The organism is Sphaerisporangium sp. TRM90804 (assembly GCF_029846175.1).
Taxonomy (GTDB): domain Bacteria; phylum Actinomycetota; class Actinomycetes; order Streptosporangiales; family Streptosporangiaceae; genus Sphaerisporangium.
On record NZ_JARWAC010000016.1, the window covers coordinates 52,361 to 66,793 of the forward strand.

11 protein-coding genes are annotated in these 14,433 nt (G+C 74.8%); 4 read left to right on the forward strand and 7 right to left on the reverse strand.

Annotated elements, in window-relative coordinates:
• Positions 1-66: 66 nt before the first annotated feature.
• Entirely contained in the window at positions 67-1,494 is a 1,428-nt protein-coding gene (ahcY, locus tag PYR91_RS20665) for an adenosylhomocysteinase (protein ID WP_279781861.1), read from the forward strand.
• 102 nt (positions 1,495-1,596) lie between these two features.
• Entirely contained in the window at positions 1,597-2,859 is a 1,263-nt protein-coding gene (locus PYR91_RS20670; protein ID WP_279781862.1) for an adenosylhomocysteinase, read from the forward strand.
• A 199-nt stretch (positions 2,860-3,058) separates the two neighbouring features.
• Here PYR91_RS20670 and PYR91_RS20675 read toward each other — a convergent pair whose 3' ends face one another.
• A complete protein-coding gene (locus PYR91_RS20675; protein ID WP_279781863.1) occupies positions 3,059-4,189 on the reverse strand; it encodes an RDD family protein in 1,131 nt (376 codons plus the stop codon).
• A gap of 37 nt (positions 4,190-4,226) precedes the next feature.
• Between PYR91_RS20675 and PYR91_RS20680 the strand changes: the two genes are divergently transcribed.
• Complete coding sequence (locus PYR91_RS20680) at positions 4,227-5,216, forward strand: stage II sporulation protein M (RefSeq protein WP_279781865.1); 990 nt, start codon at positions 4,227-4,229, stop codon at positions 5,214-5,216.
• 122 nt (positions 5,217-5,338) lie between these two features.
• Here PYR91_RS20680 and PYR91_RS20685 read toward each other — a convergent pair whose 3' ends face one another.
• From PYR91_RS20685 to PYR91_RS20710, 6 genes are all read right to left on the reverse strand, one after another.
• Positions 5,339-6,922, reverse strand: coding sequence for a penicillin-binding transpeptidase domain-containing protein (locus PYR91_RS20685; RefSeq protein WP_279781867.1), 1,584 nt, complete (start codon positions 6,920-6,922; stop codon positions 5,339-5,341).
• A 440-nt stretch (positions 6,923-7,362) separates the two neighbouring features.
• Positions 7,363-8,697, reverse strand: coding sequence for a DUF58 domain-containing protein (locus PYR91_RS20690; RefSeq protein WP_279781869.1), 1,335 nt, complete (start codon positions 8,695-8,697; stop codon positions 7,363-7,365).
• Positions 8,697-9,635 (reverse strand): MoxR family ATPase, encoded by a 939-nt coding sequence (locus tag PYR91_RS20695; RefSeq protein ID WP_279782346.1) that lies wholly within the window; start codon positions 9,633-9,635, stop codon positions 8,697-8,699. Before PYR91_RS20695 ends, PYR91_RS20690 begins: the two co-directional genes overlap by 1 nt.
• A 125-nt stretch (positions 9,636-9,760) precedes the next feature.
• Entirely contained in the window at positions 9,761-10,951 is a 1,191-nt protein-coding gene (locus tag PYR91_RS20700; protein WP_279781871.1) for a DUF4350 domain-containing protein, read from the reverse strand.
• Positions 10,951-11,868, reverse strand: coding sequence for a DUF4129 domain-containing protein (locus tag PYR91_RS20705; protein ID WP_279781873.1), 918 nt, complete (start codon positions 11,866-11,868; stop codon positions 10,951-10,953). The genes PYR91_RS20700 and PYR91_RS20705 overlap by 1 nt, the downstream gene beginning before the upstream one ends.
• On the reverse strand, positions 11,865-13,427 hold the full coding sequence (locus tag PYR91_RS20710) for a glycerophosphoryl diester phosphodiesterase membrane domain-containing protein (protein WP_279781875.1): 1,563 nt from the start codon (positions 13,425-13,427) through the stop codon (positions 11,865-11,867). The genes PYR91_RS20705 and PYR91_RS20710 overlap by 4 nt, the downstream gene beginning before the upstream one ends.
• 314 nt (positions 13,428-13,741) lie before the next feature.
• Between PYR91_RS20710 and mtrA the strand changes: the two genes are divergently transcribed.
• Positions 13,742-14,419 (forward strand): MtrAB system response regulator MtrA, encoded by a 678-nt coding sequence (gene mtrA / locus PYR91_RS20715; protein ID WP_279781877.1) that lies wholly within the window; start codon positions 13,742-13,744, stop codon positions 14,417-14,419.
• Positions 14,420-14,433: the final 14 nt, after the last annotated feature.

Consider the following 14,433-nt stretch of genomic DNA (forward strand, 5'->3'; position numbering starts at 1 on the left):
GTGTTTACGGGGACGCGGCTCGTAAACTCGCAATGACGCACTGACCGGGTTGAGGGGAATACACGCATGGACTTCAAGGTCGCCGACCTTGCGCTGGCCGACTTCGGCCGCAAGGAGATCCAGCTGGCCGAGCACGAGATGCCGGGCCTGATGGCGATCCGCCGCGAGTACGCACAGGCGCAGCCGCTCAGCGGTGCCAGGATCATGGGCTCGCTCCACATGACCATCCAGACCGCCGTGCTGATCGAGACGCTGGTGGCGCTGGGTGCCGACGTGCGGTGGGTGAGCTGCAACATCTTCTCCACCCAGGACCACGCGGCCGCGGCCGTGGTCGTGGGCGCCGAGGGCACCGTCGACGCGCCAAAGGGCGTGCCGGTGTTCGCGTGGAAGGGCGAGACCCTGGAGGAGTACTGGTGGTGCACCGAGCAGGCCCTCATGTGGCCTGACGGCGGCGGCCCCAACATGATCCTCGACGACGGCGGCGACGCCACCCTGCTCGTCCACAAGGGCGCCGAGTACGAGAAGGCCGGCGCCGTCCCCACGGCCTCCGCGGACGACCCCGAGGAGTGGGGGATCATCCTCGACCTCCTGCGCCGCACCGTCTCCTCCGAGGGCAGGTGGACCACCGTGGCGCAGGCCATCAAGGGCGTCACCGAGGAGACCACCACCGGCGTGCACCGTCTGTACGAGATGTTCAAGAGCGGCACGCTGCTCTTCCCGGCGATCAACGTCAACGACTCGGTCACCAAGTCGAAGTTCGACAACAAGTACGGCTGCCGCCACAGCGTGATCGACGGGCTCAACCGCGCCACCGACGTCCTCATCGGCGGCAAGGTGGCCGTGGTCGCCGGCTACGGCGACGTCGGCAAGGGCTGCGCCGACGCGCTCCGCGGCCAGGGCGCCCGCGTGATCGTCACCGAGATCGACCCCATCTGCGCGCTGCAGGCCGCGATGGACGGCTTCCAGGTGACCACGCTGGAGGAGGTCGTCGGCACCGCCGACATCTTCGTGACCACCACCGGCAACTACGACATCATCACGGCCGACCACATGAGCCGGATGAAGCACCAGGCGATCGTCTCCAACATCGGCCACTTCGACAACGAGATCGACATGGCCGGCCTGGCGAAGATCCCGGGCATCGTGAAGGAGGAGGTCAAGCCGCAGGTCCACACCTGGACCTTCCCCGACGGCCACTCCATCATCGTGCTGGCCGAGGGCCGGCTCATGAACCTCGGCTGCGCCACCGGCCACCCGAGCTTCGTGATGTCCAACTCCTTCACCAACCAGGTGATCGCGCAGATCGAGCTGTTCACCAAGACCGAGCAGTACCCCGTCGGCGTGTACGTGCTGCCCAAGCACCTCGACGAGAAGGTCGCGCGCCTGCACCTCGACGCCCTGGGCGTCAAGCTCACCAAGCTGAGCAAGGCGCAGGCCGAGTACATCGGCGTGGACATCGAGGGCCCCTACAAGCCCGACCACTACCGGTACTGATCGACCGGCCGGCTCATCCCGGCCACCGCCCGGCCCCTCGGGGCCGGGCGGTGCGACCGGGCCCGAGGTCCCCGCGCGGCTCGCGCGGGGACCTTTCGCCACATGGGGGAGAACGTGAATATCGCGGACGCGCCGCTCGCCGACGCCGGCGAACGGCGGATCGACTGGGCGATGCGCTCCATGCCCGTCCTGCGGGCGATCGGGGCACGCTTCGGGGACACCCGCCCGCTCGCCGGGCTGCGGATAGCCGCGTGCCTCCACGTCACCGCGGAGACCGCGGTGTTCGTCGGCGCGCTCCGCGCGGGCGGGGCCGAGCTGGCCCTGGCGGCGTCCAACCCGCTGTCCACCCAGAACGACGTGGCCGCCGCGCTGCGCGCGTACGGGGTCGAGGTGCACGCCCGGGCCGGGGTCGACCGCGACACCTACTACCGGCACATCCACCAGGCCCTCGACATCTCACCCGACATCGTGCTCGACGACGGCTGCGACCTGGTGAACATCCTGCACACCGAGCGGGTGGAGCTGCTCGACAAGGTCTCGGGCGGCTGCGAGGAGACCACCACCGGCATCATCCGGCTCAGGCAGATGGCGGCCGAGCAGGCGCTGCGCTTCCCGGTGGTGGCGGTCAACGACACCCGCACCAAGCGGATGTTCGACAACAGGTACGGCACCGGCCAGTCCACGCTCGACGGCGTCATGCGCGCCACCAACACGCTGCTGGCCGGGCGCACGGTGGTCGTGGCCGGGTTCGGCTACTGCGGGCGCGGGGTGGCCGAGCGGGCCAAGGGCCAGGGCTCCCGGGTGATCGTCACCGAGATCGACCCCGTGAAGGCGCTCGACGCCAGCCTGCAGGGCTACGAGGTGCGGCCGATGGCCGAGGCGGCGCCCGACGGCGACCTGTTCATCACCGTCACCGGCAACCGCGACGTCATCCGGGGCGAGCACCTCGCCGAGATGAAGGACGGCGCCATCCTGGCCAACGCCGGGCACTTCGACATCGAGATCGACGTGCGCGCGCTGGAGGGCATGGCCCGCACCGTCAACGTCGGTGTGCGGCCGCACACCGACGAGTACGTCCTGCCCGACGGCAGGCGCCTGCTGCTGCTGGCCGAGGGCCGCCTGGTCAACCTGACGGCCGCCGAGGGGCATCCCGCGGCCGTCATGGACATGTCGTTCTCCGCCCAGGCCCTCGCCGTGGCGTGGCTGGCCGAGGAGCGCACGCGGCTGGAGCCCGGGGTGTACGACGTGCCGGGGGAGATCGACGCGGAGGTGGCGCGGCTCAAGCTCGCCGCCGCCGGCATCGGCATCGACACGCTCACCGGGGTGCAGGCCGACTACCTGAGATCGTGGCGCTTCGGCTCCTGAGCCCCTCGCCGGGCCGGGGCGGTCGCGACTCCGCTTCAAGCGGGAACGTCGGAGGCCTCGCGGGGTGGGTATGGCCGCCGCGACCTCTCCCGAACGCGTCGGCCATACCCGTTCCCACGTAGCGGACCAATGCCCCAGAGGTCCGCTGAACGCCACGTGCCCGGCATTATTCGATGTATGCCTACGCTTGCCCGAAAATCTACGCGGGAGCGGTGAATCCGCCTGGCGTCGGCCGCGCCGTCCCGGAAGGCCCGGCCAGGGCGGGCGGCGGCAGCGGCACGGCGGGGCCGGTCGGCGGCGGCGGCAGCGGCACCGGGGGGCCGGCGGGCGGAGGCGGCTGCACGCCGACCGGGGGCCACGAGGGGGCCGGACGGCCGCCGTCGTGTCCCGAGCCGGGCCAGGGAGCCCCGGCGGGCCCGTAGGCGTGGCCCGGGAAGCCCCCGGCGGGCCCGTGGGCGTAACCCGGGAAGCCCCCGGCGGGGCCGTAGGCGTAGCCCGGGAAGCCTCCGGCGGGGCCGTAGGCGTAGCCCGGGAAGCCGCCGGCGTGGCCGGCGGGCGGCGTGCCGTAGCGGGCGGAGCTCTGCGCCATCTGGCGGGCCAGCCGCACCTCGGTGCGGCGGCGGCGCTCGGCCAGGACGGCCGCGAGGTAGGCGTACGCGGGCGCGTGCGGCGGGGGCGGCGGCGAGACGAAGGACGCGAACTGGGCGGCGATGCGCGCGCCCATCTCGTCGCGCACCATCGGGGAGAGCTGATGCCAGCGCGACAGGTACTGCCTGGCGGTGGCGGCGAGCTCCTCGGGCAGCCGCGAGAGCTCCAGCGTGCCGGCCCAGGCCGCGAGCGGCGGCGGCATCTGGGGCGGCGGGTCCTGCCGGGGCGCCCGCTCGGAGATCACGATGGTGCCGGCGAAGACGTCGCCGAGCCGCTTGCCCTGCTCGGAGATGAGCGAGCTGATCAGCGCGGGAGCGCCGAAGAGCAGCCAGAACTCGATCAGCCCGGCCAGGCCGCGGAACAGCGCCTGCCGGAACCGCTCGGGCCCGCCGTCGTCGCCGACCACCCGCAGCCCGAGCGCCAGCTTGCCGACGCTGCGCCCGCGGCTCAGCGTCTCGACGATCACCGGGTAGCCAAGGAGCACCAGGGCGATCATGAGGATGGACAGCGCGGCCGTCACCGCCTGCTCGGTGACCGGCGCCAGCATGCCCAGCAGCATGGTGACGCCGATGACGGCCAGCCCCTGGAGGGCGATGTCGATCGCGAGCGCCAGGGCGCGGCTCGGAAGCTGGGCGACCCGCACCTCGACAACAACGGCCTCGCCGGTGACGACATCGGACACGCCCCCACCCTATCCGCCGGGCCAATAGGCTTCATGCGTGGACATCGACGCGTTCGTCACCGCGCACAAGCCGACGTGGGACCGGCTCGACACGCTGGTACGGCGCCGCGGCTCGCTCAGCGGGCCCGAGGTCGACGAGCTGGTCGAGCTGTACCAGCGCACCGCGACCCACCTGTCCATCGTCAGGTCCGGGTCCGACCGGCTCCTGGTCGGGCGGCTCTCGGCGCTGGTCGCCCGGGCGCGCTCGGCCGTGACCGGCGCGCACACCCCCGCCTGGCGGGAGTTCGCCCGGTTCTTCATGGTCTCGTTCCCCGTGGTGGCCTACCGCGCCCGGTGGTGGTGGGCCGGCACCGCCGCCGCCTTCGTGCTGGTCTCCGTGGTCCTCGGGGCCTGGGTGGCGCGCAACCCCGACGTCCAGGCCGCCATGGCGAGCCCCGCCGAGATCAAGCAGCTCGTCGACCACGACTTCGCCGACTACTACTCCGAGCACCCCGCGGCCGCCTTCGCCGGCCAGGTGTGGATCAACAACGCCTGGGTGTCCCTGCAGGTGATCGCGATGTCCGTCCTCCTAGGCATCCCGATCCCGTGGGTCCTGTGGCAGAACGCCGCCAATGTGGGCGTCACCGGCGGCCTCATGGCCTCCCGCGACCGCCTCGACATCTTCTTCGGCCTCCTCACCCCGCACGGCCTGCTGGAGCTCACCGCCGTCTTCCTCGCCGCCGCCGTCGGGATGCGGCTGGGCTGGACGGTCATCGACCCCGGCCCGAGGAAGCGCGCCGAGGCGCTCGCCGAGCAGGGCCGGGCGGTCGTCGCCGTCGCCCTGGGCCTGGTGGTCGTCCTGCTGGTGTCCGGCCTGATCGAGGCGCTGGTGACGCCGTCCCCGCTGCCCACGTGGGCGCGCATCGCCATCGGCGTCGCCGCCGAGGCCGCGTTCCTGGCCTACGTCGTCTTCTTCGGCCGCCGAGCCCTGCGGGCCGGCGAGTCCGGCGACGTCGAACGCCCGCCGGACGTCGCCCCCTCCACGTAGCGCAGGGCGCGGGCGGCGTCCGGGCCTCGCCCCTCCGCTCAGCGCAGGAAGCGGGCGGCGGCCGGGTCTCGCCCCTCCGCTTCGCGTAGGAGGCGGGCGGCGGCCGGGCCTCGCCCCTCCGCTCAGCGCAGGAAGCGGGCGGCGATCGGCGCGGCCACGGTGCCGCCGCTGCCGCCGTTCTGGACGAAGACGGCGAAGGCCAGGGAGCCCCGGTAGCCGATGAACCAGGCGTGGGCCGCGGCGCCGGCGACCTCCGCCGTGCCGGTCTTGCCCGCGGTGCCCGAGGGGAGGCCCGCCCGCGCGGCGGTGCCGTCGGAGACCACGGCGCCCATCATCGCGCGCAGGCCGGAGGCCACGCCCTCGTCCAGCGGCACCCTCGGCGGGGCGTCTGAGGCGTCCGTCATGACGGCCGGCTTCCAGACGCCGCTCGCGACCGCCGCGGCGACCTCCGCCATGCACAGCGGGCTGGCCTGCGCCGAGTTCTGGCCGATGGCGTCGGCGCCCAGCTCGTTCAGGTCCGAAGGCGGCCGGATGCGGCAGAAGCTCAGCCCCGGCTTCTCGCGGAACCCGAACCGCTCGGCCGCCTCGGCGCTCAGGCGGCCGTCGCGCAGCCGCTCGTAGGCCTGCCGGACGAAGGTGGTGTTGCAGGAGAGCGCGAACGCCCTGGACAGCGTCACGGTGCCGTGGTCGGCACCGCCGTCGTTGGTGAAGCTCCTGGCGCCGGGGATGGTGTAGGAGGCCGGGCAGCCGACCGGCGTCTGCGGGGTCAGGCCGCCGCGGAGCAGCGCGGCGGCCGTCACGACCTTGAACGCCGACCCGGGCGGGTACAGCCCGCGGAAGGCCTGCTTTCCGCCCAGCGTGTCGGCCACCGCGCGCACCTCGCCGCTGGCGATGTCGAGGGCGACGAGAGCGGCGGGACGCTGGACGCCCTCAAGCGCGCGGTCGGCGGCGGCCTGCGCCCGGCGGGAGATCGTGGTCCTGGTGCCCGAGGCGGGCGGTTCCGGGGTGGACAGCAGCACACGGCCCGACGGCGACTCCTCCAGCACCAGGCGCGGGTGGGTCGTCGAGACGCTGCTGAAGTAGTCGCGCGCCTTGCTGTCCGCCGGGAACGGCTCGCCCTCGCGGGTCAGCGTGCCCGCGCGCCGCACCTGCGTCTCCTTGAGCCGCAGCCTCGCGCCGTCCTTCAGGGACGGGTGCATCGTCTCGGGCGTCCACAGCACGGCCCAGGTTCCGTCGCGCCGGGCCAGGCGCAGGGTCGAGGAGAACGGCCACCGCCCCAGCCCGGTCACCTCCCTGACGCCCTCGAACGGCACCTCGGCGGCGTCCTCACCCTCCCGGCGCGGCGGGCCGGGGGCCAGGAACAGCGAGGAGATCCGCAGGTCGGCGTCGAACCGCCGGTGCCGCTCGGTGAAGTCGGACGGGGCGTCGGCGACCAGGGCCACCATGGTGGCGAGGTCGCCCCCCTGCCAGGCGGAGAAGTAGCGGTCGGCCGTCGCCTCGGGGGTGTCCGGCGGCGGCGGCGTCGGGGACGGCGTGGGCGTCGGGGACGGCGCAGCGGCGGACGGCGTCGCCCCGGCCTCCGTGCGCGACCGGTTCGCTGGCTCGGCCGCGCCGCCCGGCGCGGGGGAGGTCATCACCGCGTAGACCCCGAAGGCGATGATCGCCACCACCGCCGCGACCATCACCAGGGGCCACCGATCTCGCATGCCGTCAGCTCCAGCCGGTGCGCGGGGGGACACAGGGGCGAGACGATGCTAGGGCCCGCCCCCTCCCGCCGCCAGATCACCCCGGCGGCTCACGGCGCCCCCGGTGGGGCGCCGGGGCGAGACGACGCCGGGCCCCGTTTCCGTCCGCCCATCGGATCACCGGCGGCTCACGGCGCCCCCCGCGGGGTACCGGGGCCGGACGATGCCGGGCCCGTTTCCGTCCGCCCATCGGGTCACCGGGCGGCTTATGGCGCGGCCGGGTGGGGTATCGGGGCGAGACGATGCCGGGCCTGTTCCCGTCCGCCCATCGGGTCACCGGGCGGCTTATGGCGCGGCCGGGTGGGGTATCGGGGCGAGACGATGCCGGGCCCGTTCTGTCCGCCCGCCGGATCAGCCCGGCGGCTCACGGCGCCTCCGGCGGGGTGCCGGGGGCGCCGGGGTCACAGGCGGCCGGCGGCCTTCAGGGCCAGGTAGGCGTCGGCCAGCGCGGGCGCCAGGTCGTCGGGGGTGGCGTCCACGACCTCGCACCCGTGGCGGCGCAGCCGCGCGGTGAGGCGGGCGCGCTCCCCGCGCAGGTGCTCGGCCGCCGCCGCGTCGTACACCAGCTCGGCCGTGCCACGGCCCGCCGCCATCTCGGCGACGCGCGGATCGGCGACCGAGGCGACCAGCACGAGGTGGCGGGCGGCGAGCTGCGGCAGCACCGGAAGCAGGCCCTCGTCCATGGCCGCCGCGTTCAGGTCGGTGAGCAGGACGACCAGGCACCGCCGCCTGGCCCGGGCGAGGACGGCCGCCACCATGCTCGCGGAGTCGGCCTCGACGAGCTCGGCCTCGATCGGCGCCATCACGTTCACCAGCGCCGACAGCGAGTCGGTGCGCGAGCCGCCCGACATCCACGCCCGCACGACGCGGTCGTGCGCGAGGAAGTCGACGCGGTCGCCGGCGCGGCTGGCGAGCGCGGCCAGCAGGAGCGCGGCGTCCATCGACCAGTCGAGGCGCGGCCATCCGGCGCCGCCGGGACCGCTCGCCCGCGACAGCGGCGAGGTGCCGACCCGGCCCGCGGCGGTGCGCCCGGTGTCGAGCACGATGAGCACGCGCCGGTCGCGCTCGGGCCGCCAGGTGCGCACGACCACGTCGGCGCGGCGCGCCGTGGCCCGCCAGTCGATCGAGCGCACGTCGTCCCCGACGACGTACTCGCGCAGGGAGTCGAACTCGGTGCCCTGCCCGCGCACCAGCGCCGGGTGCTGCCCTTCCAGCTCGCGGAGCTTGGACAGCTTGGCCGGAAGGTGCTTGCGGCTGAGGAACGGCGGCAGCACCCGCACGCTCCACGGCACGCTGTGCGACCCCTGGCGGGCGGCGACGCCGAGCGGGCCCACCGAGCGCACGGTGACCGTGACGGCCTCGCGGTCGCCGCGCCGGGTGGGCGTGAGCGTCGTGACCAGGCGGCGGCGCTCGCCCGCCGGGACGTCGAGGCGCTGGTGCCGGGGGGCGGCGCCCGCCGACGGCGGCCAGGCGTCGCGCAGCGTGCCGCGCACGCGCCTGCGCCCGGGGTTCTCCACGACCAGCTCGACCGCGACCGGCTCGCCCAGCCGCACGAGCCGCTCACCGGCGCGACGGAAGCGCAGCGGCCGGACCCCTCCGGCGAACAGCAGGTCGACCGCGACCAGCGCGCCCACCAGCAGCAGCAGGCCCAGCACGGCGTACAGGGGTCGCGGCGCGAACAGCACGCCGACGGCCCCCAGCGCGGCGATCAGCCCGGCGCGGCCGGTGAGTGCCATCAGCGGGGGACCGGGACCGAGGCGAGCACGCCGTCGAGCACGCCGTCGGCGGTCGCCCCCTCCAGCTCCGCCTCGGGACGGAGCTGGACGCGGTGCCGCAGCGCCGGCTTCGCCAGCGCCTTGACGTCGTCCGGCGTGACATAGGAACGGCCCGACAGCCACGCCCAGGCGCGGGACGCCGCCAGCAGCGCGGTGGCGCCACGCGGCGAGACGCCGAGCTGCAGGGACGGGGAGAGCCGGGTGGCCCGGGCGAGGTCGACGATGTACCCGAGCACCTCGGGGGCCACGTGGAGCTTGGCGACCTCCGCCCGCCCGGCCGCGAGGTCGGCCGCCGACGCGACCTGCTTGACGTGCGACAGGTCCTTGGGGTCGAAGCCCAGCGCGTGGCGTTCGAGCACCGCGATCTCCTGGTCGCGGGGCGGCAGCGGCACCGTGAGCTTCAGCAGGAACCGGTCGAGCTGCGCCTCGGGGAGCTGGTAGGTGCCCTCGTACTCGATGGGGTTCTGGGTGGCGACCACCACGAAGGGGTCGGGCAGCTTCCTGGGCAGGCCCTCGACGCTGACCTGGCGCTCCTCCATCGCCTCCAGCAGCGCGGCCTGCGTCTTCGGCGGCGTGCGGTTGATCTCGTCGGCGAGCAGCAGGTTCGCGAAGATCGGCCCCTCGCGGAAGGCGAACTCCGCCGTCTTGGCGTCGTACACCAGCGAGCCGGTGACGTCGCCCGGCATGAGGTCGGGGGTGAACTGCACGCGCTTGAAGTCCATCGACAGGGTCGCCGACAGGGTGCGCACGAGCAGCGTCTTGGCCACGCCGGGGACGCCTTCCAGCAGCACGTGCCCCCGGCACAGCAAGGCGATCACCAGGCCGGTCACGACGGCGTCCTGCCCGACCACGGCCTTGCCGACCTCGGCGCGCAGCGCCCCGAGAGCGTCCCTGGCCAGGGCGCCCTCGCGCGATTCTGCCGGGGCCGGGGCCGGGGCCGGGGACGCGGGTGCTGCGGGGGACGGCGCCTGCGGCCAGGAGTGACCCGGCGATCCGCTCAACGGGCCTCCGGGCGGAGGTGTGGTCACGGCTCTCGTGCCTGCCTTTCCAAGGTGTCGAGGTGGCCCGCCAAGGCCACGAGCCCGGCGTCGTCGGACGGCACCGGGCCGTACATCACTGAACCGACCCACCGGGGATCCTGCCCCGTCCGGAGGGCGGTCGCGGCGACGATCTCCTGCGGGGTGGCGTCCGCCGCCAGCCCCAGCCGCGGGGTGAGCCGCGCCACGCTCGCCGCCCGCAGCGCCGCGGCGGCGCGGTCGCGGGCGCGCCGGGCGCGGTACAGGCGGCCCCGCCCCTCGACGGTCTCGGCCGCGCGGACGACGACGGGCAGCCGCTCGACCACCACGGGGCCGAGGCGGCGTCCGCGCCAGAACGCCACCAGCAGCAGCGCGACGACGAGCTGCGCCACCGCCCACGGCACGCCCGCGGGGATCAGGTCGGCGGCGGAGGCGCGGCCGGAGCCGGGGGCCGGCCTCTCGCGCTCCGGCGGCACGAGCCAGATCAGGACGGGCCTGGCGCCGGCGAGGTTGATCGCCAGCGCGGCGTTGCCGTCCTCGGGCAGCCGCTGGTTGGTCATGAAGGCGCCGTTGCCGAGCACGGTCACGGTGGGCCCGGAGGTGGTGCGCACGAGGCTCGGGCCCTCGTCGGAGGGGTAGCAGCCGACGCCGCCGGCGCCCGCGGTGAAGGTGGCGCCGCCGATGTGCGCGCTGCCGGCTCGGGCGGCGGCGGGCAGGTCGCAGGCGGGCTCGCGGGAGCGCACCGCCACCTGGCTCCTGACGGCGACTCCGGGGGCCAGGGTGGTCAACCCGATCACCGGGCCGACGAGCAGCCGGTCGGCGCGGGTGCGCGCGAGCCGGGCGGCGTCGGCGGAGCTCAGGGTCACCGTGTTGGGCACCAGGAGCTGGGCGCCGGGGCCGTCGAGCCGGAGGGCGTCGTCGACGGTGGTCACGCGTTCCACGCGCACGCCCCGCTGCCGCAGGATCTCGGCGAGCGCCTTGCTCCCGCTCAGCGTCGCGTCGGCGGGGTCGAGGCGCCGGCCCTCGGTGGAGGTGCCGGTGACCAGCGCGGTCAGCACGGCCACCACGACCACCAGCACGCCGATGACCACGCCTCCCCGGGCGCCGCGCCAGATGCTCCCGGCGGTCGGCGAGGTGGAGGTCGCCTCGGCGCGCGTTTCCGTGGCCGGGGCCGTCTCGGGGGCGGTCACGGCGGCCATCACGACCTCCCCTCGGAACCGGCGGAACCGGACCCCGCGTCACCCTCGGAGGGAGGCGGCGGCGAGCCTGCGGGCGGATCGTCCACGGACGGCGTGCCGGTCGAGCCGGAGCGCGGCTCGCCCGCCTCACCGGCCGGGGTCGGCAAGCCCCACGGCGAGGAGGCACTGGTCGTGGAGGAGTCGGTGTCCTCGGGGAGGCGCTCACCTCGCGGTTGCTCGCCGGCGGCCGGGGTCGGCGGGTCCCACGCGGGGGAGGCGCCGGTCGCGGGGGAGCCGGTGCCGGCCATGGCCATGGCCGGCTTGGCGGCGCGCAGGGCCTCGTCGAGGTCGGCCATGGTGCGGTAGGACTCCGCGCTTCCCGGTGCCTGGCCGTAGGTGACGTCGTCGAAGAGGCGGGCCGCGGCCACCAGCCTCGGGCCGAACGCGGGCAGCTCACGCCCGGCCGCGCCGGCCAGTTCCGCGGCCGTCCTGCCGGGGTGGGGCGCGACGACGGCGCGGTCCTCCAGGTCGCGGGCGATGGCGCGCAGGCGCTCCCTGATGGCCTCGGGCCAGCGGGACTCCGCGGCCAGGCGCTCCGCCAGGGCCCGGTGCTCGGCGGCGGTGCGCTGCCCGGCGCCGAACATGCTCTCGGCGGCGGCCCTGCGGCTCCGCGTGGCCCTTCTCGCGTGGACGGCGAGCAGGATGGCCAGCGCGACGAGCACGACGATCACGACCGCCAGGGCCAGGACGCCGCCCGGCACGCCGCCGGGGGCTCTGTCCACCAGACCGTCGATGAACTCGCCGATGAGCCTGACCACCCGCTCGAACAGCGACTCCTGCTGGTACTGGGGCTTGATCAGCTCCTGGACCGCCGCGCGCCGCGCCTCGTCGCGTCCGATGTCGTCGAGGAGCGTGCCGGCGAGCGTGAGGGCGGTCACGGCGCTCCGGCGGGGCCGGGAGGCCGCATGCCCTGCGCGCCCGCGGCGTGTGACGGGTGCCAGAGGTCGTCGGCGGCCGACGACACCCAGCCCTGGTGCCGCTGCTGCATCGCGGCGGTCTGCAGGACCAGGTCGAAGGCCTCGGCGCGCATCCGCCTGTCGGTGTAGAGCAGGCCGTTGACCCCCGCCTGCACCGGGTAGGTGATCATGGCGCTGAGGATGCCCCCGATGGTGAACAGCACGGTGGTCAGCACCGCGGTGGCGAGGCCGCCCTCGCCGCCGATGGACACGACCACGGTGACGATGTTGACCGGCACCGACAGGATGCCGCCCAGCATCGTCGCGATGAGCTGGGTCAGGAGCAGGATGCCGAGCACGCGCCAGAAGCTGCCGTCGACCAGCCGCCACGATCTGCGCATGGCGTCGACGACGCCGCGGCCCTCCAGCACGACCGCGGGCGAGGCGAGGGCGAAGCGGGCGGTGACCACCAGCACGTAGGCGACGCAGAGCAGGGCGAGCAGCACCCCGACGGTCACGATGGTGCCCCCGCTCGCGCCGGCCGCGGCGACCGCGACCACCACGACGACGGCGACGGCCGGCGGCGCGAGCGCGATCAGGCCGGTCAGCAGCGCCAGGCCGAACAGCGCGGGCAGCCGCGACCGGGTGAGCCGCCAGGCCTCGCCGATCGAGATGCGGCCGCCGAAGACCGCCCGCCCCAGCACTCGGGTGAGCAGCCCGGTGAGCATGGTGACCAGGAAGAACTGGATGATCAGCGAGAGCACGCTGCCGCCGAGCTGCGCGGCCAGCCCGCCGAGGGGGAGCTCGGCGTCCGAGCCGGACGGCGAGGGGTCGGCCAGCGCCCCGCCGAGCGAGGTGTAGTAGATGCCCTGGCCGACGGCGAGCGGCAGCGTGCCGATCGCGGCGGCGATCGCCGACAGCCCCAGCGTCGCCTTCGGATTGGAGCGGATGAGCTTGATGGTGCCGTCGAGGATGTCGCCCAGGCCCAGCGGGCGCAGCGGGATGATGCCCGGGCGCGGCGCCTGCGGCGGCGGCCGGAAGCCGTACGGGCCGGGGGAGTAGGCGCCCTGCGGCCCGCCGCCGTACGGAGGCGCCTGCCCCGGAGCCCCGTAGCCGGGCCCCTGGCCGGGCGGCGCGTAGGGCGGCCCCTGGCCCGGCGCGCCGTAGGGCGGCCCCTGGCCGGGCGGTCCGTAGCCGGGCCCCTGGCCCGGGGGTGCGTAGGGCGGTGCGTCGCCGGACGCGCCGTAGCCCGGCCCATGGCCGGGCGGCGCGTAGGGATGGGCCTGGCCGGGCGGGCCGTACGGGCCCTGCGGGGGGCCGGACGGCGGCGGAGGCTGGTCCGGGTGGTACGGCGGCCGACCCCGGCCGTCCCCGGGGTATGGCGGGGAGTCTCCGGGGCCGGCGCCCTGGCCGGGGCCGGGCCCGGGCCGGCCGTCGCCCGGGGCGGTCCACGGCGTCGCGCCCTGCCCGGAGTACGGCGGGGGCTGGTTCTCCGCCCATGCGGGGGGCTTGCTGGACGCGGAGCCGGGACCGTCTGACATATCCCAATCCTGGCACGGCGCACCGGTCCCCGTGGCGGCCCGTCACCGGATCGACGCGGTGAGGACCGAGCGGACACGCCGTACATGGCGCAGACTTGGGGGAGGACGGCACCAGACCGGCGGCGCGCCACGCGACAGGCCCATCCGGCCAGATCATTGGCGGGTTCCGTAACGTGCGCCTAAAATTCGGCTTTCAGTAGGGCTATTGACCGATCGTTTATCACCCAGCGATGACTCACAGGTAGCCTTCGGTCGGCCGTACGGCTTTTTCGCCTCAAACTCCCACACCAGTGTGCAGAACGAATGAGGGGCCCATGAAAGGACGCGTGCTTGTCGTCGACGACGACGCCGCTCTCGCCGAGATGCTCGGCATCGTCCTTCGGGGCGAGGGCTTCGAGCCCTCGTTCGTATCCGACGGGGACAAGGCGCTCGACGCGTTCCGCGACACCAGGCCCGATCTGGTGCTCCTCGACCTGATGCTCCCGGGAGCCGACGGCATCGACGTCTGCCGCCGCATCAGGGCCGAGTCGGGCGTGCCGATCGTGATGCTGACCGCCAAGAGCGACACGATCGACGTCGTGCTCGGCCTGGAGTCCGGGGCCGACGACTACATCGTCAAGCCCTTCAAGCCGAAGGAGCTGGTGGCGCGGGTGCGGGCGCGGCTGCGCCGCACCGACGAGCCGACGCCGGAGGTCCTGCAGATCGGCGACATCACCATCGACGTCGCCGGCCACTCGGTGAAGCGGGCGGACGAGACCGTCAACCTCACCCCGCTGGAGTTCGACCTGCTGGTCGCGCTGGCTCGCAAGCCGCGCCAGGTCTTCACCCGCGAGGTGCTGCTCGAACAGGTGTGGGGATACCGCCACGCGGCCGACACACGCCTGGTCAACGTGCACGTGCAGCGGCTCCGCGCCAAGATCGAGAAGGACCCCGAGCACCCCGAGATCGTGGTCACCGTCCGCGGCGTCGGCTACAAGGCCGGCCCGGCCTAGGCGGCCGGCCCCGT